Origin of the sequence: Streptomyces sp. NPDC003035, assembly GCF_042888285.1 — a bacterium.
Taxonomy (GTDB): domain Bacteria; phylum Actinomycetota; class Actinomycetes; order Streptomycetales; family Streptomycetaceae; genus Streptomyces.
This window is the reverse complement of sequence record NZ_JBIAPJ010000006.1, coordinates 440824-461650: the sequence shown is the minus strand read 5'-3', so window position 1 is coordinate 461650 and position 20827 is coordinate 440824. Positions and strand designations below refer to the sequence as shown.

Below are 20827 nucleotides of genomic sequence, written 5' to 3'. Positions count from 1 at the left end.
CCTTTGATTTCATGGTTTGTGCGGCCTGAGGGATTCGAACCCTCACGGGATTACTCCCATCGCACCCTAAATGCGAGGCGTCTGCCGTTCCGCCAAGGCCGCTAGCCGTCTGCCATGTTAGCGGGCGGACCGGCGCGGTTGCCCGGTTGTTGCTGCAACGAGGTCTGGCGCTCGCCTCCCCGGCACCAAGTGCTGGGGATGGCACGGCAGTTGGGGCACAGCAGCCGGGTTCTCGCGGCGGTCATCACGCCAGTCGCCGGCAAAAGAAGAGGTCTCAGATACCCAGGTCCTTGATGATCTTGGCGACATGGCCCGTCGCCTTCACGTTGTACAGGGCCCGCTCGACCTTGCCGTCCTCGTCGACGACGACCGTCGAGCGGATAACGCCCGTCACCGTCTTGCCGTACAGCTTCTTCTCGCCGAACGCGCCGTACGCCTCCAGGACCTCCTTGGACGGGTCACCAACCAGCGTCACCTTCAGGTCCTCCTTCTCACGGAACTTCGCCAGCTTCTCCGGCTTGTCCGGCGACACGCCGATGACGTCGTAGCCCGCGCCCGCCAGCAGCTCCAGGTTGTCCGTGAAATCGCAGGCCTGCTTGGTGCAGCCCGGAGTGAGCGCCGCGGGGTAGAAGTAGACGATGACCTTGCGGCCCTTGTGGTCCGCGAGCGAGATCTCGTTGCCGTCCGCGTCGGGCAGGGTGAAGGCGGGGGCGGTGTCGCCGGGCTGAAGTCGCTCGCTCATGGCTCTCCTCGGAGTGTGTACGCGTACACGGTCGAGCCTAATGGGGGCCTGAGACAGACCTGGGACCGAGAAACTGAGAGACTGTCCGTCAACGACCGATTACGACTACGGAGGCAGCGCGGTGTCGGACGCCAGGACCCCTGCGCAGATCGAGGCGGACATCGTCCGCCGGCGCGAGCAGCTCGCCGTCACTCTCGACGAGATCGGCATTCGGATGCACCCGAAGACGATCGTCGGCGACGCGAAGGCGAAGGTCGCCTCCACGGTCGACCACACCGTCGGACGAGCGTTCGTCGCCGTCAACCGGACCGTGTCCGATGTGAAGGCCCGTTTCACCGACGAGGAGGGTGCGCCGCGTCTGGAACGGGTCCTCCCGGTGGCCGTGGTCGCCGTGGCCCTCGTCGGGCTGCTCGCGGTCTCGGCCCGCAAGCGCCGGGGATGACCCCTCCCGAGTACGGCCGACACGCCCGGGCAGGTAGGTTCGAGTCGTGAGCGAGAACACCCACGACAAGCTGCCCATCCGGATGCTTCATGACCGTGTGCTGGTCCGGAGCGATTCCCCCGAGGGGGAGCGGCGTTCGGGCGGCGGCATCCTGATTCCGGCCACCGCCGCCGTCGGCCGTCGGCTGGCCTGGGCCGAGGTCGTCGCGGTCGGCCAGAACGTCCGTACGGTCGAGACCGGTGACCGGGTTCTGTACGACCCCGAGGACCGCGCCGAGGTGGAGGTGCGGGGCGTGGCGTACGTGCTGATGCGGGAGCGCGATCTGCACGCGGTGGCCGCGGACCGGTTCGAGGGGTCGAAGGACACCACGGGCCTGTACCTCTAGCCGTTCGTGCGGCCGTCCGTTCGGCGAAAAGACCTGGTGACCGGTGTCACCAGGTCTTTTGTATGCCTTTTGCTACTCTGGAGGCACCCGACGAGACGCGCCGTACCGGGCCCATTGCGGTAGTACGCAAAGACGACGCACCCCTGTTGATCCGTCTCGCGGAGGTGTTGTCGTCATGGCTTGGGTTCTTCTCATCGTCGCTGGTCTGCTCGAGGTCGGCTGGTCGATCGGCATGAAGTACACCGACGGGTTCACCCGCCTCTGGCCCAGTGTCTTCACGGGCGCCGGGATCGTCGCCTCCATGATGCTGCTGTCGCATGCCGCCAAGACGCTGCCCATCGGTACGGCGTACGGCGTGTGGGTCGGCATCGGCGCGGCCGGCGCGGCGGTGCTCGGCATGGTGGTGCTCGGTGAGCCGGCGACCGCCGCGCGGATCTTCTTCGTGTGTCTGCTCCTGGTCGCCGTGGTGGGTCTGAAGGCGACGTCGGGGCACTAGAGCGGCGCGTCGGCGGATGGCGTCGGTGGCGTCAGCGGTGGTGGTGGGGGAGTGGTGTCGGAGGGTGGTGTGCTGCCGTCCGCTCCTTCTCGGGTGGTGGCCGGGGGCTCCGGTTGTGGCTGTTGTGGCGAGGGTCGTGTCGTCCGCTGCGGTGCCTGCGATGTCTGCGGTGTCTGGAATGTCTGGGGGCGCGGCTGGGTTCTCCGCGGCTCCGGCCCTTCCATCCCCTCCGTCTCGTCCCCCTCCTCCCCCTCCTCGTACGGGGCGTCCGGCTGCGGCGGTTCCAGCGGGTCCCACGACTCCTCCACGCCCTCCCCGAGCTGGAGCTCGAACTCCCGCGGTTCCGTCCCCGCCAGCGCGCCCCGCGTGAACTGGCCCCAGATCTCCGCGGGCGCCCCGCCGCCGTTGATGCGGGGCAGGCCGAGGGCTCCGTACAGCGGCTTCTGCTCGCCGGTCTCCGGGTCCTGGCCCATCATCGTGACCACCGTCGCCAGCTCCGGGGTGTATCCCGCGAACCAGGCGGCCTTGTCGTCCTCCGCGGTGCCCGTCTTGCCCGCCGCCGGCCGGCCCGCGGACAGCGCCGCCGTCCCCGTACCGAACTCCACCACGCTGCGCAGGACCGCCGTCGTCGTGTCGGCGGCCTCGCGGCTCACCGCCTGCCGGCTTTCGGCGGCCGGCAGTGCCACGTCCTGGCCGTCCTTGGTGACCTTGTCGACGAGGGTGTACGTGCCGTGGCGGCCGTGGTTGGCGAGGGTGGCGTACGCCTCCGCCATGTCGAGGACGCTCGCGGTGGCGGGGCCGAGCGCGATGGAGGGGGAGGCGTTGAGGTCGGGGGTGTTCGCGGGCAGGCCGAGGGCGACGGCGGTCTCCTTGACCTTCACCGGCCCGACGTCCACAGCCATCTGGGCGTACACCGCGTTGACGGAGCTGTCGGTGGCGGTGCGGACGGTGATGTCGCCGTACGACAGGTCGTCCTCGTTGGCGGGGGAGTAGGGCTCGCCGCTCCAGCCCTCCACGGGGCGCTTGTCGGTGCCGTCGTAGTACGTGTTCGGGGTGATCTGCTCGCCCTCTTGGGTGAGCGAGCCGTGCTGGAGCGCCGCCGCGAGGACGAAGGGTTTGAAGGTGGAGCCGACCTGGTAGTCGCGGCGGGTGGCGTTGTTGACGTACTGCCGGGTGTAGTCGATGCCGCCGTACAGGGCGAGGACGCGGCCGGTCGCCGGGTCGATCGCGGCGCCCCCGACGCGTACGAAGCGGTCGGTGGGGTTCCGTGCGGCGTCGAGTTTCGACATCACCTGGTCCTCGACGGCGGTGACGAGGGCGTCCTGTTTCGCCTTCTCCAGGGTGGTGGTGATCCGGAAGCCGCCGCCGGCGAGGGTCTTCTCGTCGACGACGCCGTTGTCGGTGAGGTACTCCTCGACGGCCTGGACGAGGTAGCCGCGCTGTCCGGAGAGGCCGGTGGCGGGGCGGGCGGTCTGCGGGGTGGGGAAGGTGGCGGCGGTCCGGCCGGCGGGGGTGAGCCACTTCTTCTTGACCATGCCGTCGAGGACGTAGTTCCAGCGGGCGAGCGCCTTGGTCCTGTTCTCGGGGTGGGTGGCGACGTCGTAGGCGCTGGGGGCCTTGAGCAGGGAGGCGAGGTACGCGCCCTCGGCGCTGTCGAGTTGTGCGGCGTCCTTGCCGTAGTAGGCGCGGGCGGCGGCCTGGACGCCGTAGGCGTTGCGGCCGAAGTAGCTGGTGTTCAGGTAGCCCTCGAAGATCTCGTCCTTGCTCTTCTCGCGGTTGAGCTTGATGGCGATGAAGAACTCCTTCACCTTGCGGGTGACGGTCTGTTCCTGGCCGAGGTAGTAGTTCTTGACGTACTGCTGGGTGATGGTGGAGCCGGACTGTCTGCCCTTGCCGGTGAGGGTGTTCCAGGCGGCGCGGACCATGGCCTTGAGGTCGACGACGGCCCGTTCGGAGTAGAAGTCGCGGTCCTCGGCGGCGAGTACGGCGTGCCGGACGGTGGCGGGGACGTGTGCGAGCCGTACGTTCTCGCGGTTGACCTCGCCGTCGCGGGCGATCTGGGTGCCGTCCTTGTAGAGGTACAGGTTGGACTGCGCGGTCGCGGCGGAGTTGGCGGGCGGGATGTCGACGAGGAGGTAGCCGGCGAGGAGGCCGCCGGCGAGCAGCAGGGTGCCGAGGAGGAAGGTGCCGAGGAGCGCCCGCAGGATGCGTCGGGGGCGGGAGCGCCGTGGGCGCTTGGGGCGTGGGGTGGGGACGGTGGGGTCCCTGGGCGCCCAGCCGGGCCGGTGTGGCTGGTCGTCGCTCATGGTGGAGCTCCCGTACCGGATGAAGGGGATGGCTCCCCCATACTGCACGCACCGGGACAGAACCTGAGGAATGCGACTCGAAATCCACTCGCGGTGGCGGAGTGCGGGGCGCTAGGGTCGTGCGCTTTGGTGCCGGGAGGCGGGGCAGGTGGGAGGGGACGGGACATGCTGCGGCTGTACGCGACGGTGGCCGCGGGTGGGTTCCGGCGCCATGCCACGTACCGGATGGCGACGGCGGCGGGGGTGTTCACCAACACCGTCTTCGGGTTCATCCTGGCGTACACCTATATGGCCCTGTGGGACGAGCGTCCGCGGCTCGGTGGATACGACATGGCCGAGGCGCTCGCCTATGTGTGGATCGGGCAGGCGCTGATCACGGTCTGCGGGCTGATGGGCGGCGGCTTCGAGGACGAGCTGATCGAGCGGATCAGGACGGGCGACATCGCCGTGGACCTGTACCGGCCGGCGGATCTGCAGGCCTGGTGGTTCTCGGCCAACGCGGGGCGGAGCGCGTACCAGTTGCTCGGTCGGGGCGTGGTCCCCATGGCGGTCGGGGCGCTCGCGTTCGACTTCAGGCTGCCCGAGCGGGCGTCGACCTGGCTCGCGTTCCTGCTGGCGATCGCGCTCGGTGCGACGGTGAGCTTCGCGATCTGGTACCTGGTCGCGATGAGCGCGTTCTGGCTGATGGACGGTCAGGGGGTGGTGCAGGTGGCGTGGCTGGGCGGGCTGTTCTTCTCCGGGATGCTGCTGCCGCTGAGCGTCTTCCCGGGGGTGCTGGGGGAGGTGGCGCGGGTGCTGCCGTGGGCGTCGATGCTGCAGATCCCGGCGGACGTGTTCCTGGAGAAGTACGAGGGGTGGGGGCTGTTCGGGGCGTACGCGTTCCAGTTCGGCTGGGCGGCGGTGCTGCTGGTGGCGGGGCGGCTGGCGCAGTCGCTGGCGACGCGGAAGGTGGTGGTGCAGGGTGGGTGAGCCGTCCGCGGTGGGCGAGTGGTCCGCGCCCGGGAAGTCCTCCGCGCTGGGCGAGTCCTGGCGGACGTACCGGATGGTCGCCGGGATGTGGGTCCGGTCGACGATGACGTACCGCACGTCCTTCGCGCTGACGCTGGTCACCTCCTTCACCGTGACCTTCTTCGACTTCGTCGTCATCCTGCTGATGTTCGGTCAGGTGGAGGGTCTCGGCGGCTTCTCCTTCGCCGAGGTCGCGTTCCTGTACGGGACGGCGGGCACCGCCTTCGGGATCGCGGACCTGACGATGGGTTCGCTCCAGCGGATGGGCAAACGGGTGCGGGACGGCTCGCTCGACATGTTTCTGATGCGGCCGGCGCCGGTCCTTGCGCAGGTGGCGGCGGACAAGTTCGCGCTGCGGCGGCTGGGCCGGGTGGCCCAGGGGCTGTTCGTGCTGGTCTGGTCCCTGCTGATCCTGGACGTGGAGTGGACGGTGGTGAAGGTGCTGCTGCTGCCGATGACGGTGGTGTGCGGCGCGGTGATCTTCGCGGCCGTGATGGTCGCGGGCGCGTCGGTGCTGTTCTGGGCGCAGGACGCGGCGGAGGTGACCAGCTCGTTCACGTACGGCGGGAACACGCTGCTGCAGTACCCGCCGGTGATCTTCGCGCAGGATCTGGTGCGGGGGGTCGTGTTCGTCGTGCCGTTGGCGTTCGTGAGCTGGCTGCCGGCGCTGTACATCCTGGGGCGCGAGGCGCCGGCGGGGGTGCCGGACTGGTTGGCGTTCGGGTCGCCGCTGGTCGCGGCGGCGTGTTGCGGGCTGGCCGGCCTCGCGTGGCGCGCGGGCCTTCGTTCGTACCGAAGTACAGGGAGCTGAGGCATGGCCTTCATTGAGCTGGACGCCGTCGAGAAGGTCTTCACGGTGCGCCGGAGGACGGGGCTCCTGCGGCGGGAGAAGCGGGACGTGCGGGCGGTCGACGGGATCAGCTTCGGTGTGGAGCGCGGCGAGATGGTCGGCTACATCGGCCCGAACGGCGCGGGCAAGTCGACCACGATCAAGATGCTGACCGGGATCCTCACCCCGAGCGGCGGCCGGCTGCGGGTCGCGGGCATCGACCCGTCGCGGGAGCGGACGCGGCTCGCGCAGCGGATCGGGGTGGTGTTCGGGCAGCGGACGACGCTGTGGTGGGACCTGCCGCTGAAGGACTCGTACCGGCTGATGCACCGGATGTACCGGATCCCGGACGAGCGCTTCGCCGCGAATCTCGCCCGGTGCGTGGATCTGCTTGAGCTGGGCGACCTGCTCGACGTACCCGTACGGCAGTTGTCCCTGGGCCAGCGGATGCGCGGCGACATCGCGGCGGCGCTGCTGCACGATCCGGACGTGCTGTATCTGGACGAGCCGACGATCGGGCTCGATGTCGTGTCGAAGGCGCGGGTACGGGAGTTTCTGCGCGAGCTCAACGCCTCGCGGGGCACGACGGTGCTGCTGACGACGCATGACCTGACGGACATCGAGCAGCTGTGCAAGCGGGTGATGGTGATCGACCACGGGCGGCTGATGTACGACGGCGAGCTGGCGGGCCTGCACGAGGCGGGGGAGAGCGAGCGTCTTCTGGTCGTGGACCTGGAGCGGGAGCTGCCGCCGATCGAGGTGGCGGGGGCGCGTTTCGTACGGCGGGAGGGTCCGCGGCAGGTGCTGGCCTTCCCGGCCTCGGCGTCGGCGGCGCCGCTCGTGGCGGCGGTGGCGGAGGCGTATCCGCTGGTGGACCTGTCGGTGCGGGAACCGGACATCGAGGCGGTGATCGCCAAGATGTACGGGGAGCGGGGCGGGGAACGCTCCACGGATCGGGAACTCGGGGTGCGCGCGGAGAGTCACTGAGGTAGGGAGGTGGGGTGATGAGCGAGACCACGACTGATACGAAGCGGCCCCTGGTGGCGTTCTCGTACACGGCGGCGGATGCCGAGAGGCACCGCGGGGTTCGTCGTATGAAGGCCCTCGCCACGGGCCTTCTTCTCGTGGTGGCGGTCATCTACGCCCTGGCGACGTGGGCGGAGAGCGCAGGGCTCGGCGCGTGGGCCGGTTATGTGGCGGCCGCGGCGGAGGCCGGCATGGTGGGCGCGCTGGCGGACTGGTTCGCGGTGACGGCGCTGTTCCGCCGCCCGCTGGGGCTGCCGATCCCGCACACGGCGATCATCCCGACGAAGAAGGACCAGTTGGGGGCGACGCTGGGTTCCTTCGTCGGCGAGAACTTCCTGTCGGCGGATGTCGTACGGGGACGGCTGCACGGGCTGGGCATCGCCGGCCGTCTCGGCGCCTGGATCGCGGACCCGGCGCATGCCGACCGGGTGACGACGGAGCTGGCCACGGCGTTGCGCGGCGCCCTGACGGTGCTGCGGGACTCGGACGTGCAGGCGGTCGTCGGTGAGGCGATCACGCGACGGGCGGAGGCGGCGGAGATCGCGCCGGGGATCGGCAAGACGCTGGAGAGGATCGTCGTCGACGGGGCGCACCACCGGGCGGTGGACCTGGTGTGCGCGCGGGCGCACGACTGGCTGGTCTTCCACGCGGACTCGGTGATGGACGCGGTCCAGGGCGGCGCACCGGGCTGGACGCCGCGCTTCGTGGACCGCCGGGTGGGCGAGCGGGTCTACAAGGAGCTGCTGCGCTTCGTCACGGAGATGCGGGACATGCCGGCGCACCCGGCGCGGGGCGCGATCGACCGCTTCCTGACGGACTTCGCGGCCGACCTCCAGGCGGACACGGACACCCGGGCGCGGGTGGAACGCCTGAAGGCGGACCTGCTGGCGCGCCCGGAGGTCCAGGACATCATCGCCTCGGCCTGGTCGTCCGTACGCGGCATGATCATCGCGGCGGCGGAGGACGACCGCAGCCAGCTGCGCCTGCGGGCGCGGGCCTCGCTGATCTCGCTGGGCGGCAGGCTGGTGACGGACGGCCGTCTGCAGTCGAAGGTCGAGGGGTGGGTGGAGGACGCGGCGGCGTACGTGGTGACGACGTACCGGAACGAGATCACGTCGCTGATCAGCGACACGGTGGCGGGCTGGGACGCGGACCAGACGTCGAAGAAGATCGAGGCGAACATCGGCCGCGACCTCCAGTTCATCCGCATCAACGGCACGGTGGTGGGCGCGCTGGCGGGCCTGCTGATCTACACGGTGAGCCACGCGCTGGGCGGGTAGGGGGTAGGGGGCCCACCCGCCCAGCGCTCATGGGAGGGCACTGGGGAGTACGTACGGGAAGGGCGGAGCGTTCAGCCCTTGTTCCGGGTGACGGCGTTCCGGGTGACGGCCCAGGAGGTTCCGGCCATGGCCCCGGCGACGGTGAACACGGCGGGCCAGGCCCCCACCTTCTTGGCGAGCGGATGCGACCCGGCGAACGCGGCGACGTACGCGGCGGTGAGCCCAGCGGCAGCCTTGCCCCCAACCTCCTGCCGCCACTCCCGCACGGCAAGCCCCCCGGCCCCGGCGAGCACCACACCCCCGAGGGGCCGCCTCTTGGTCCACCGGGCGACGGCGTACCCGCCGACGAGGCCGGCGGCGGCTATGGCGGGGGAGGGGATGCGGGGCATGAGGGGCGCCTTTCTCATGGGTGAGGGTCTCGATCTACGAGCCTAACGTCAGCTCTCGGGGTCACCACGGCACACGGAGGCCGCGCTTGCGGCCCGGGCGGCGTCACGTCTCAGTGAGCCAGAATGTCCGAGAAGAAGCCCAAATGAGGATCTTCCGGGGTGCCGACGAGCAGTGCGCGGTCGAGCAGGGTGTTGTTGTGCTCGCAGCTGGTCTCCGGGAGCATCACGCAGGCGTGGCAGGCGGCGAGGTTCGTTCCGCCGGTGCCGGAGGCCTCGGTCTCGATGCACAAGGGATCGGCGGAGCACCAGGAGGCTCGGCGGATCGCCGAGGGGATCGCGCTCGCCAGCCTCTCGGGCTCGCCCTGAGCGACCAGGCCGCCGAGACTTCCCGCGGAGTCGCTGGTGGCGGTGTAGACGAGCAGGCCGGCCATTTCCTCGTCGGCGTAGAGGCGTTCGCGGAGGGCCGCGGCCGGGTAGCCGGCGTCCAGGCTCCACTCGTTGATCAGCACGTGGGCCAGGGTGTGCAGCAGGACCATGCGGGGGGTGGCGGGAGAGACCTGGACCTGGGTGGGGTCGGAAGCCCTCTGCTCCATCATGCGGCGGTGTGCGGTGTGGATGCGCTCGGCGCGCGCGACCACGGCGGGGGCTTCTTCCCAGGCGGCGAGACGGTCTTCGGCCAGCCGGAGAAAGACGCCCTCGCCCCGAACCTCCATGGCGGGCAGCCAGTTCAGAACTTCCGAGGAGAGCGCCGCCTCGTTGCCGTCGGCGACGGAGTCGGGTTCGGCGAGCCGGGTGAACGCCTTGAGCGCGCGGACCTCGCGAAGTTTCTTGACCTGCATGGGCCCGGTGATCCCGAGGCCGTCGAGAGCGGTCGGGTCGCCGAGCGGGGTCTCGCAGATGAACTGCTCGTCGCGTGAACGCTCGCGCTCGTCGTTGCCGGCCCGCAGACGTTCGTACTCCTTGTTGCGCAAAGCCCGATAGTGGTGGTCGAAGGTGCGTTCCTCGCTCTCGGTGGCGTCCTCCTCCTGCTCAGCGGCGAGCAGCTCCATCACCTCGTCGACGGAGACAGGGCACTCGTCGCCGAAAAGAACCTTGAGACTGATCGCGACCTCGGACCGGTCCGTGAGATCGCGCAGTCGGCTCCAGTACGGAGCAAGTGGATCCGCGCGACCGTCGCTCCACGGCGGGATGGACAGCGCGGACTTCAGCACCGGCTGCCAGACGGCGGAGGAACCACGCTGGAGGGTACGTGGGGTGCGGCTGCAGGACTCCGCCGGCACGGAGGTCCCGAGCCACGGACGGGTGCCCCGGCAACGCAGACCGAGGTCCTTGAGTGCGCTCCTGCGGAAGGAACCCTCCATCGACACCTCGGGCACTCCGCAGCTGCACGACACGAGGATCGAGCGGAGCGAGGAACTGAGGCCGGAGGTGCGCAGCCTGAGCGTGCCGCCGCATTGGCCGGCGGTCGTCGTGCCGCGCCCTGTGGCGCGGTGAACCCAGTGCCAGTACGGAAACTCATCGAGGTGGCCGGCCTCGCAGGCGATGACGAAGCGGGAGGGGACCAGGTCGGCCTCACAGGTTCCGCAGAGGCTTTTGCCGGGCGGCGGGTTGAAGTCGCGATGGCGGCGCAACTCGTCGCACTCGGGGCAGGAGTGCATGAGGGGGAAGCGACGGACCCGGATGCCGTCCTTGCTGTGCTCGTCGGACGCGGGCGGCAGCCGAAAGTGCTCGACTTTCAAAATGCGAGCGAGTCGACGTTCGTGGATGCGCGGCGCCTCGTCCGTGCTCCAGTGGTCTTCGGCCCCGTCCAGGCCGGAGACGACGAAGGACTCGTGGTCGACCGCGATCAGTGAACCGACCCCGTACGTGGTGATCGCCTGGGCACGACGGACCGCGCCGCGACGCGGGAGGTTGTGGGCGGGCGCCGGGCCGTTCGAGCCGGAACGGCGACGGCGCGCGGGGGGCGGGGTCATCGGGTGGCCTCCATGAACAGGGCGGACTCGGCGTCGACGTCGCGCAGGCTCCACAGGGTGGGCCATGCCTCGGCGTTCTCGGCCTCATCGTCGTACGGCTGCAGAAGCGAGGGGGTGCGCCTGCCCTTCCTCGGTTCGAAGAGCAAGCCGTTGTGGATGTCGGCCTCGTCGCACCACCAGTCGAGGAACTCGTCGAAGGCGCGGGAGACGGCGTCGGTCTCCTCGGGAGTGACGGCGCGTACTCGGCCGAGGAGTACGGGCTTGATCTCGTCGCGGATGCGATGCTCGTACGACTCCACCATGCCCGCCGCCTCGTTGGGCCGAGCCTCCGGGATCATGATCCGGGTCAGAGCGACGATCACCGCGTGCAGTCCGCGTTCGCGGGCGCGGGCGGAGAAGGGGGTGACGGAGGTCGACTCGACCTCGCGGTACAGCGCGGAGTGGAAGTGGAGGAAGTTCTCGTAGTGGGAGCGGTCGCGTGAGCGGGTCGCGTTGAGCATCACGGCTACCAGACCGGGGTGGGCGCGGCCGACGCGACTGGTTGCCTGGATGTACTCGGCGGTGGTCTGCGGCTGGCCCATCACAGCCATGAGGCCGAGCCGGTCCACGTCGACGCCGACGGCGATCATGTTGGTGGCCAGGAGGACATCGACGACGTCCGGGTCGGGGAGTGCCCGCTCGATGCCCTTGAGACGGGACGGGATCTCGCTGGCGTCGATGCGACTGGTCAGCTCCGAGTAGTTGGCGACGGCACGCACGGTGGTCTCCTCGCGTGCGGCCAGCAGTTCCAGATATGCCACCACGTCGTCGTGGACCTGGAGTTCGGCCGCGGAGAGCAGTCGCAGGCTGTTGAAGTAGCCGACCAGGCTCCAGTAGGCGTCCCGTACGTCGTCCGAGGTCTTCGCCTGCTTCGCTCGGTGCAGGAGAGTCGCGTAGGTACGGATGAGCAGGGTGGACTGGCTGGTGCCGGGGGCGAGGAGGCCCACGTAACGTCGGCTCGCCTTGTCCTCGCGCGGGGTCTCCACGGCGAACCAGGAGTCCCGGGAGTCGAGGCCTGCGGGTGGGAACTGGCGGACCTCGCGGTCGAAGAGGCTGCGGCCCTGATCGGCGGCGCGCCGGATGGTCGCCGTCGAGGCGATCACCTTCGGGCGACCGGCGAGCTCGTCGACGGCCGTCTCGTAGAGACCGGTGAGCGTCCCCAACGGGCCCGAGATGAGGTGAAGTTCGTCCTGGACGATCAGCTCGGGCGGCGGCGTGCGGTCGCTCGGATCGTCCCGGTTGAACAGGGCGGCGGTGGCCGGACGCCACGGCATCGACGCGAACTTGTCGACGGTGGCGATGACCAGCGTCGGCCGGGCGTCGTACACCGCCTCGTCGATCAGGTGGACGGGCAGACCGTTCGCGAAGTCGCAGCCGGCGCCGGGGCAGCGGACGTACATGCGCCTGGCGTCCTCGTCGACCTCGTACGCGCGGGCGTCCAGGCGGGTCCCGCACCAGGGGCAGGCGTGCAGCTGGACCGGATTCTTGGTCGCCAGACGCCTGTCGAGGTCCTTGTGCAGTTCTGCCAGCTGGTCGTTCGCGTCCTTCAGCTTGTTGGGGGTGGCGGATTCACCGACCCACATGCCGAGGGAGAACGGTTCGCGGCCCAGCTCGGACAGGTTGCCGAGACGAATCCGCTCCATGGCGCAGAGCAGGATCGTGGCGCGCTCGAACTGCTGGAGGGTCAGCAGGCGCAGCGTGTATCGCATCAGGACGGTGACACCGCCGCCGTTCTCACGGAGTCGGATCCGTCGCAGGAAGGAGGTGAGTGCGATCAGCCCGAGGTACGCCTCCGTCTTGCCGCCGCCGGTGGGGAACCACAGGAGGTCGGAGACCTCGCGGTCTCGGTGCTGGGGGTCGTCGATGCCGGCCAGGCAGAGCAGGACGAAGGCGATCTGGAACGGGCGCCAGCGGCCCTTGGCGGGCTCGGGGGAGCCCTTGCGGCCGTTCTTCACCCAGGCGCTTCGGGCCCGTTGCTCGGCCATGGCCCGGTTGGCCAGTCGGAACGCCCGCATCAGGTCGGGCTTGGTGCGCAGGAGGTCGATGCCCTCGCGTATCCGGCCCAGCGCCTCGCGGCAGGCGTCGACCTGGTCGTGGGCGGCCTTTTCGTATGGACTGCCGATCAGGGCCTCGGCCTCGGCCAGCTTCCGGTCGATCCACCGTTCGTAGCCCGCGGCGAGCGCTTCCAACGCGGCGACGACCTCCGAGTCCGGGCGCTCCGCCAGACCGAGCATGGACAGGGCGGAGCTGTCGATCTCCGGGTTGGAGTCGGTGAGCAGCACCTCCACGGTGGGCACGAACTCGCTCCGCACCTCGGACACACCGGCCCATACGGAGTCCGACATGCCGATCGGGGGCGGCGTCCAGTCCCATTCGGCGGCGCAGCCGTGCCCGACGGCGAAGGTGGGGGCGTGGCGGTGCAGCAGGCGGCTGGTGGCGACCTCGGGATCGTGCGCGACGTCGGGGGCGGGACGCTCGACGAAGGCGCTGGAGCCGTCGGCCGCGCGGACGACGAGGCCGCACTGGAACAGGGAGAACGCGTCCTGCAGCTCCCGCTCGCCGACCTTGTGCGTGTTGACCAGGGTCACCGTGACGGTCACCGTGCCCAGCCTCGCGTCGGGGCGCCGGACGTTGACGCGCAGCGCGACTCCGTCGGCCAACTCGAACCGCAGGTCGGGGGCAGGCGTGGTGACGTCCACAGGGGTGTCGGGCAGCGTCAGTTCCTCGCGCCGCCAATGCTCCTGCTGATCGGAGGTGGTGCGGGCCTCGGCGCGGCGGGCGGGGACAGGATTGCCGTCCGCGTCCATGGGCCGGTAGGCGGCGGCCCGCGCACGGACCACGACGGAGTCGCTTATGGTCGGGTCGATCGCGAAGGTGAGCCCCATGGAGGAGGGCCGGCGAGCCCTGGCGGATCCGACCTCCTGCGCGGTTCCGGACTCCTCCGTGTTGTCCCGGGTACGCAGCGGGGTCAGGTCCGGACCATCGTGCTCCGCCTCGTCCTCGAGCATTCTCTGCTCGGCCTCGTCGTCCGCCGACCTCGGGTAGAGGACACCGGTCAGGTAGCGGTCGATCGGGGCGTCCCGGGAGAGGACTTCCGCTCGGTCCTCCGGTGAGGCGTCCGGGGCAGGGCCGAGAAGCTCGCGGCGAAGGCCGAGCAGCAGCTCCTCGTCCCGGACCCGGTAGTGCTCGGCGTGTCGGTTCTCCGTGTCGTTCATGCGCGCTGCTCCTCGTCGTCCGCCCGTCGGTACCTTCCGATTCCGGTGATGCGGGGCGCGATCCAGACACCCCGGTCACCGAGGCCGGCATTGGCGCCGGCGGCAGTGCTGCCCGCGACGGCCTCCAGGGTGTCCACCCGTAGCCCGTGGATCTCGTCGGGCCACCAGGGGTCCCACGTGCGGTTCACCTTCTGTACCTGGAACAGCTCCTGCCGGAACCGCTCCGAGACCTCACCGATCTCCCGCCCGCTGTGCAGGATGGCGTACGGCGGGCTCTGCGCCTCGCCCAGCGGCAGGTCGTGCCGCCTGCGCAGCACCACCTCGTGGCCGGGGGCGACGCGTTGCAGAAGGTAGGTCTGGATCGCCACGGCGTCGGTCTCGTGACCGGGAGGGTTGTCCGCGCACACGTCACCGGACTCGCCGACGATCCCATAGCGGTCGTACTGCCTCCAGCCGCCCAGGAACCTGCGGCCGTTCTTCCTGCCACCGGCCCGCCTGAAGATCGGCAGATCGGGCCGGTCCGTGTGATACAGGTCCTGACGGGCGCGCGTCAGGGCCACATACAGGGCCCGGGCCTCGGCTGGGAGATCCAGTTCCTCTTTGAACTGCTTCTGCAACTCGGCGACGGTCGGCGGGGCGAGGACGATCACCCGGTCGAACTCCAACCCCTTCGCCCGGTGGACCGTGGAGACCATGATGCGTGCCGTCTCGGGATCGGCCAGTTCGTCCGGGAAGCGGCCGTCGGCGACCAGGCGGCGCAGCCGGTCCAGGTCGAGGACGCCTCGCCCCGGGCCTCGGGCGGCCCGGCGCAGCGCGGTCCACACCGCATCCGGGGCCGGCTCGTACGGCAGAGGTATCTCCGCGAACAGCGACCGGAACCGGTCCTCGGAGAGCGTCGCGGACTCGGTGCGGCGCAACAGCTCGGCCACCCAGTACGGGACCGGGCGGTCCTCCAGCGGGCGCCGCAGCCGATGCTCCACCCCGCGCTCGTGGAGCAGCTCGGAGACGACGAGGGCCTGCCGGTTGTCACGGGTGAGAATCGCGCAGGTGTCGGGAAAGTCGCGCAGTCCGTCGAGGGTGAACGGGGCGGTGAGGGCTCCCATCCCGTTCGCCGGATCCAGGAGCAGCTCGCGCATCTCTTCGTAGAGGGCCGCGGCCTCGTCGGCATCAGTGACGTTCTGGAGGCGCTGCCCGTGTGCCAGCGCGATCCGGGCCTCCGGGGTGGACGCTCGGAAGTTCTTGGTGAGGCGAAGTTCGACCAGGTCGTCCGGGTACGAGGCTCGCAGCCAGTCGAAGAACCGGCCGGTCTCGTCGGCGCGTTCGCTGAAGTCCGTGATCTGGAACCCGTAGACGGACTGCGCGGCGTCACCGACCACGGTGAAGCCGCAGCTCGACTGATAGCGATCGAGCAGTGCCTCCACGAGATCCCGACGGTCGCCCAGCAGGTCCTGCACCTCGTCGATGACCACGTGCGTGGGAGGCACGGCATCGCCCGCCTCCAGCGCCCCCTTCTCGACCGCGCGGGCGGCGGCCTCGATCCGCTCCAGGAAGGAGGCCGCAGTCCAGTCGTGGTCCGGGTACGCCTGCCGCAGCACGCCGTAGGCCCAGGCGTCGAAGGTCTGCGCCCGCACCCGGTGAGCGCGCTCGCCGTGCCGGGCGATCCGCTCCCGCAGCTCCCGAGCCGCCGCCCGGGAGAAGGTGAGCACCAGAATCTCGGAGGCCGCCAACGCCTCCTCGGGGTCCTCGTGCCCGCACAGCGCGTCGAGGCGGCGCACCAGCGTGTGGGTCTTGCCGGCCCCCGCGCCGGCGGTCACCAGGACGCGGGCGTCCCAAGGCTGCTCCACAACGGCCCGCTGCTCCTCGGTGAGCGGAGGACTGTCGAGGTAGGCGTCGGTCACGAACGGCTCCAGAGGTGCTCGAACTGGGTGAAGGCGAGCTTGGTGTCGAAGTTCTCGATGTTGTCGCTGACGTTGAGGATGAGGCAGCTGTCCTTGCCGCCGTTCCGGGGTCCGCGCAAGCCGCGACCGATCATCTGCTGGTACACGTTGGTGCTGTAGACCGGCCTGGCCACGACGACGGCGCGGGTGGCCGGCGCGTCGAAGCCCTGAGTGAGAACACCGTAATTGGTGAGCACACGGATGCGGCCGTTTCGGAAATTCTCGATACGGGTGCGACGGTCCTGGGCGCTGGTGGTCGAGTCGACGGCCGCGGATCGGATGCCGTGGTCGTTGAGCATGGCCGTCAGGTACTTCGCGTGATCCACAGAGGTGGCGAAGAGCAGCGTCGGCCAGTCCGCAGGCAGAGCGGCCACCTCGTCGACGATGCGACGGCTTCGCTCGTGGTCGTCGGCGAGCCGCTGCTCGGCGGAGCGAGAGAGCATCGCCATGCGGTCGGCGTGGGTCCTCTCGTCCCGGGTCAGCTCGATCTTGCCGCCCTGCAGGGTGCGGTGCTCGACCTGGGCGAGCATCCCCCAGTCCTGCAGGTCCCGATACGGGTCCCCGGACGGGAAGACACCCTCGTCGAGACGTCGGTTGCCGAAGCGGTTGACCAGCCGGCGCGTCTCCTCCTCGTTGGTGTTGCGGAACGGGGTCGCCGTCAGGCCGAGCAGATGCCGCCCGGTCTCGTACTGGGTGAGTCCCAACCGTCCCAGGATCTCGGTGTATCGCTTGGAGATGGCGGTGTGCGCCTCGTCCACGATCACCAGCGTGGCCTGTCGCAGCCAGGCGTACTGGTCGGTGCCCAGGCACCGCTCCAGCTTCGCATCGGTCGCGACCACCAGGTGGGGGTGGTCGACGACGTTTCCGACCTCGTTGCTGCTCCACAGCCGGCTGATGGTGAGCGGCCGCTCCGCGCCGACCTTGTTCCAGACGAACTTCCAGCTCTGGACGGCCTGTTCGCACAGCTCCTCGGTCTGTGCGATCCACAGGAGCGGACCCCTGAGGTCACCGAACCGCTTGACCCAACGGATCACGGCCTCGGCGGTGATCCTGGTCTTGCCCGCGCCGGTGGGCAGAGACAGCATGCCGCGCTGCGGAGCCAGCCGGTCGAGCATCGTGGAGATGTTGCGGACCAGGTCCTCCTGGTAGTCGTGAAGGCTCGGAAAGTCCCGAGGGCCCTCGACCGTCTCGAACGCGGGCGGGGAGGGAGTCCTCGAACCGGCGAACGAGACAGGCAGCTTCAGTTCCGAGACGAAGGCGATGGCGGCGGACGAACCCGCGTAGCCGACCGGCGCGTTGGGGAAGCGAGCCTGGATGTCCCGTGCGTGCTGCTGAAGCACCCCGTCGCCGTGCGCGTTGAACGCCATCTGCGCGATCCGGCGCCCGGACGGCTCCACGCCGTCGGTCGCCTGCAGCTCGGCCTCCATCAAGCCTTCGGGCAACCCGGCACGCAGCGCCTCCGCCCCGATCAGCAGCTCGATCTTGGCGACCACGTCCTCGGCCTCGCGTACGGCCTTCTGGGCGGCCTGCATCGCGCTGTCCCGTGCCATGCGGTCCTGGTGCTCCAGGACGGCCCGGCACCCGGCCGCTCCGAGTCCGAGCCCCAGTTCGTGGTCGATCAGGATGAGCATCGGCTCCGGTTCCAGCGGGACGCGAACCTTGACGATGCCGTTCTGACTGACTGCTTCGAGCGGGGCGGCGTGTGTGCCGTTGGGCGTGCGGGTGATCTCCTCCAGCTCGGAGCAGCGCTGTACCAGGCTGTTGCGGTTTCCGCTGTTCAGACGCTGGCGCAGGGCCGGGTACAGCTCCACGAGCGGCACCGGGTCCCCCTCGGCCACCTCGCGGGTCTCCCGACTGATCACGTCGGCGTAGCGGAGCATGCCCCACTTCTCGACCATCAGCTCGGCGTCCTCGGCGGTGGGCACGAGCAGCGCGGGCAACTGCTCGGCACGGAGCGCCCGATATTCGGCGGCATTGACGGCGAGGGTGATCTCGTCGTCGGGTCGGGTCTCCCACGTGTCGCCGATCCGGCAACGTGTCAGGGAGTCCTCGGGGAACTCGGCACCGAAGCGGGTGAGCATGACGTACGTGGCGCCGACGAAGGAGTCGTCCTCGCTGCGGGACACCTCGTCGAGGAGCGCGTCCCAGCGGTCTGCGGGAACCTCGTCGACAGTGGTCGGGAGCCGTAGCTTTCGAGCCTTCTCGGGGGAGATGTCGGCGACCGGCAGTACGTCGCGGTAGGCGGCGAGCTGGGGGCCGACGGCCTCCGCCAGCGGCTTGAGGCCCTGGGAGGTGGCGACCGTGCCGTACTTGCGCAGCATCCATCGGATCGGCGACATCACCGCCTGCCGCGTGCCGGCCTGGGCGCCGAACTGTCGCGTCCAGTTGTCCACGACAGCGTCGTCGGGCAGCGCCTTCAGGAAGCGGGCGCGGGACTCCTCCGAGAGGGCGCGGAAGAGGTGGAGCGGGCCACCGATCGCGGCGCCCTCGACCTTCATCCGGTTCAGTGAGGGGCGCGGGGCGCCGCTGTCCAGGTTGCGCAGGGATGCCGCGTGGACGGCCGCGCGGTACTCCTCGAACCAGGCCTCGTCGGCATGCGGCTGGACTCCACCGGCCGGCCGGTCCCGTAGGCCGATCTGGGAGAAGAAGAAGGTGTCGTCGGAGTGGAATCCCATGTCGACGGCCACGGTGGGGTCGCGCTCGGCGTCGACCACGGTCCCCGCCAGCATGCAGTCCTCGACGGGTCGGAACCGCCCGTCGGCGGTGCGCACTCGGAGCGTCGAGCGCGGCGTGGGCACCCGCTCCAGGACCTTGTGGGCGAGCCGCCGGACACCGGCCTGGCGGAACAGCTCCCAGAACCGCTCCCAGTCCGAGCCGGTGTAGTGGTCGAAGCCCTGGTCGAGCACGCTGCTGAACCTGCCCTCGGCATCGGCCTCCCGGATGCCCAGGACATTGAGCGCGTGCGCCAGAGAGAGGTCCTGGGCCAGTTCGTCGACGACGTACACCAGGGACTCGCGCAGCCCCCCCTGATCGGCACGGCGGAACACCGCGCCGTGTACGGGGGCGATGAGACCATGCTCCTCGGTCAGTACGACGCGGGCCTTGCGCGCCTCGTCGGCGTGCGGGGAGCCGTGCTCGATCATGTCGGCGAGGATGCGGACGGCCGCGGCCGACGCCTGAGGAGTGCCGCTCTCGACCAGGGCCTCCAGCCACTCGCGGACCTCGGCACGGCCGTGCCCGGCCGTGCCGATGATGTGCTCGACCTTTCCGGAGCGCAGAGAATCGGCCTCGACGCTCGGGTGCAGCCAGTTCGAGGGGCGCTCGGGACACTCGTGCCACATCCGCAGCCAAGCGGACAGCTTCTTCAGGTCCTTGTCGAGCCGCGGGTGGATCCGAAGGGCCGTCGGCACGCGCAGGACGCCGTCCTGGTCGGGCAGCGACGGACAGGCCGCGGCGCGGGCCCAGATCTCCCGGGTCAGGAACTCGTCGGCCCAGCTGATGGCCTCCTTGACGCGGCCGGGGAGCAGCGGGAGGTAGGCGGCCGGGTCCTCGGCGGGCGCCAGGGCGGGAAGGGAGTCGACGACCAGCTGTGCCGACTTTCGGATCATCTCCTGGTTGAACGGCGAGGAGTCGAGCAGGTTCTGCCGGTCCTCGTTGGTCTTCCACGCGCCGTTGAGGATGCCGCTCAGCGACATCTCGTACTTGGTGGGGAAGAAGGACCAGAACCTGCCGCGACCGCGCGAGCGCGGGCTGACGTACAGGCTGCTCTCCGGATCCCTCTCCAGGGCGGGGACACCCCAGGAGAGGTCCAGTTGGAGCCGGTCGTGGAGCTCTCCGGCGTCCGCGCGGGCTGCGGGACCGGGCTCGTGCGTGGTCGTGAAGACGCGCCACCGCTCGGTGGTGGCCGCTCTGCCGGTGCGCTCCTCGACCACGGTGTGCAGATCCCCGGCCTGCCGGGTGGTCAGGACGCGGCGGGCCACAGGTCGAGGCCGGCGGTCCTCCAGCACGACCTTCGCGACGTGCGGCGAGAAGAGCTGGAAGCCGACAGGGAACTCTTCGCGGGGCTCGCCGTGTTCCTTGGCGCGACCGCCGTGCATGTCCCGGCCCAGTCGGTCGTCGGCCTTCGGGAGCAGGGGCAGGCGAACGACGGTGGTCGCCCACGTCAGCAACTCGTTCAGAACGCCGTCGGAAGCGCGTTCGGCCTGCACGTCGAGCGGGCGGGCCATCCGCAGTACCGGAGCGTCGAACTCCGGGCCGTAGCGCGCCGTCACACCGGGCACGGACTTGATCTGCTCGTAGGACCAGGCACGGTTGAACCCGAAACTCCCGGTGCTGCTGAAGAATTCTGGAGTGTCGGTCACCACGAGGACCGATTTCACACCCACCCCGAATCGACCGATCTGGCCACCGCGCTTCTTCGACATGCTCATCCGGAGAATTGTCTCCGCGCCCTCGGGGGTTACCGGATTGCCCTCGTTCGCGCAGTACAAATGCGTTTCGGTCAGGACCACGTAGATGCCGCCACCGGGGTGTTCCGCGATTTCGTCGGCCGCATTCTGGACGAGTTCGAAAAGCTGGCGATCGCCGTATCCGCCCTGCGTGATCCGGCGCTCGCCATTGGCGTGCTCGGCCACCAGGCCAGGGTCCACGGCATACGTCTGGAGGACACGGGCGGACTGTTCGAGAACGGTTTCGATCACAGGGGAGGACGAGGACGACACTGCTGCTGCGCTCCTGGGTGTCGAGGGACGGACGAAGGC

At 69.9% G+C, this 20827-nt stretch carries 14 protein-coding genes, 1 tRNA gene and 1 riboswitch; of the genes, 7 read left to right on the top strand and 8 right to left on the bottom strand.

Going from position 1 to position 20827, the window contains the following annotated elements:
* Nucleotides 1–19 precede the first annotated feature (19 nt).
* A tRNA-Leu gene (locus ACFYV5_RS21920) sits at nt 20–102 on the bottom strand.
* A gap of 172 nt (nt 103–274) precedes the next feature.
* Nucleotides 275–742: a thioredoxin-dependent thiol peroxidase gene (bcp, locus tag ACFYV5_RS21915; protein ID WP_355112376.1), complete on the bottom strand. Its 468-nt coding sequence runs from the start codon at nt 740–742 to the stop codon at nt 275–277.
* 121 nt (nt 743–863) lie between these two features.
* On the opposite strand from bcp, the gene ACFYV5_RS21910 reads away from it, so the two are divergent.
* The 3 genes from ACFYV5_RS21910 to ACFYV5_RS21900 all read left to right on the top strand — a co-directional run bounded on the left by ACFYV5_RS21910 (nt 864) and on the right by ACFYV5_RS21900 (nt 2065).
* A complete protein-coding gene (locus ACFYV5_RS21910) occupies nt 864–1184 on the top strand; it encodes a DUF3618 domain-containing protein (protein ID WP_355112374.1) in 321 nt (106 codons plus the stop codon).
* 46 nt (nt 1185–1230) lie between these two features.
* The gene (locus tag ACFYV5_RS21905) at nt 1231–1569 is read left to right on the top strand and encodes a co-chaperone GroES (RefSeq protein ID WP_137989112.1); all 339 of its coding nucleotides are present in this window, start codon (nt 1231–1233) and stop codon (nt 1567–1569) included.
* A gap of 60 nt (nt 1570–1629) precedes the next feature.
* A riboswitch (guanidine-III (ykkC-III) riboswitch) is annotated at nt 1630–1711 on the top strand.
* 33 nt (nt 1712–1744) lie between these two features.
* Nucleotides 1745–2065 (top strand): DMT family transporter, encoded by a 321-nt coding sequence (locus ACFYV5_RS21900; RefSeq protein WP_389170861.1) that lies wholly within the window; start codon nt 1745–1747, stop codon nt 2063–2065.
* On the opposite strand, the gene ACFYV5_RS21895 is transcribed toward ACFYV5_RS21900, so the two are convergent.
* On the bottom strand, nt 2062–4371 hold the full coding sequence (locus ACFYV5_RS21895; RefSeq protein WP_389170858.1) for a transglycosylase domain-containing protein: 2310 nt from the start codon (nt 4369–4371) through the stop codon (nt 2062–2064). The genes ACFYV5_RS21900 and ACFYV5_RS21895 overlap by 4 nt on opposite strands.
* Before the next feature lie 168 nt (nt 4372–4539).
* Between ACFYV5_RS21895 and ACFYV5_RS21890 the strand changes: the two genes are divergently transcribed.
* The 4 genes from ACFYV5_RS21890 to ACFYV5_RS21875 all read left to right on the top strand — a co-directional run bounded on the left by ACFYV5_RS21890 (nt 4540) and on the right by ACFYV5_RS21875 (nt 8514).
* The gene (locus ACFYV5_RS21890) at nt 4540–5340 is read left to right on the top strand and encodes an ABC-2 family transporter protein (protein ID WP_355112590.1); all 801 of its coding nucleotides are present in this window, start codon (nt 4540–4542) and stop codon (nt 5338–5340) included.
* Between the two features lie 73 nt (nt 5341–5413).
* Complete coding sequence (locus tag ACFYV5_RS21885; RefSeq protein ID WP_389171117.1) at nt 5414–6190, top strand: ABC transporter permease; 777 nt, start codon at nt 5414–5416, stop codon at nt 6188–6190.
* 3 nt (nt 6191–6193) lie between these two features.
* Nucleotides 6194–7195 (top strand): ATP-binding cassette domain-containing protein, encoded by a 1002-nt coding sequence (locus ACFYV5_RS21880; protein ID WP_389170855.1) that lies wholly within the window; start codon nt 6194–6196, stop codon nt 7193–7195.
* Nucleotides 7196–7212: 17 nt separating this feature from the next.
* The gene (locus tag ACFYV5_RS21875; RefSeq protein ID WP_389170852.1) at nt 7213–8514 is read left to right on the top strand and encodes a DUF445 domain-containing protein; all 1302 of its coding nucleotides are present in this window, start codon (nt 7213–7215) and stop codon (nt 8512–8514) included.
* Between the two features lie 71 nt (nt 8515–8585).
* On the opposite strand, the gene ACFYV5_RS21870 is transcribed toward ACFYV5_RS21875, so the two are convergent.
* The 5 genes from ACFYV5_RS21870 to ACFYV5_RS21850 form a co-directional block, all read right to left on the bottom strand.
* Nucleotides 8586–8903 carry a hypothetical protein gene (locus ACFYV5_RS21870; RefSeq protein WP_389170849.1) on the bottom strand — a complete coding sequence of 106 codons (318 nt, stop codon included), beginning with the start codon at nt 8901–8903 and terminating at the stop codon, nt 8586–8588.
* A 110-nt stretch (nt 8904–9013) separates the two neighbouring features.
* Nucleotides 9014–10876, bottom strand: a complete 1863-nt coding sequence (gene drmB, locus ACFYV5_RS21865) for a DrmB family protein (RefSeq protein WP_389170847.1) — start codon at nt 10874–10876, stop codon at nt 9014–9016.
* Nucleotides 10873–14130 (bottom strand): helicase-related protein, encoded by a 3258-nt coding sequence (locus tag ACFYV5_RS21860; protein WP_389170844.1) that lies wholly within the window; start codon nt 14128–14130, stop codon nt 10873–10875. Before ACFYV5_RS21860 ends, drmB begins: the two co-directional genes overlap by 4 nt.
* Entirely contained in the window at nt 14127–16028 is a 1902-nt protein-coding gene (locus ACFYV5_RS21855) for a UvrD-helicase domain-containing protein (protein ID WP_389170841.1), read from the bottom strand. The genes ACFYV5_RS21860 and ACFYV5_RS21855 overlap by 4 nt, the downstream gene beginning before the upstream one ends.
* The gene (locus tag ACFYV5_RS21850) at nt 16025–20788 is read right to left on the bottom strand and encodes a DEAD/DEAH box helicase family protein (RefSeq protein ID WP_389170838.1); all 4764 of its coding nucleotides are present in this window, start codon (nt 20786–20788) and stop codon (nt 16025–16027) included. Before ACFYV5_RS21850 ends, ACFYV5_RS21855 begins: the two co-directional genes overlap by 4 nt.
* Between the last annotated feature and the right edge of the window lie 39 nt (nt 20789–20827).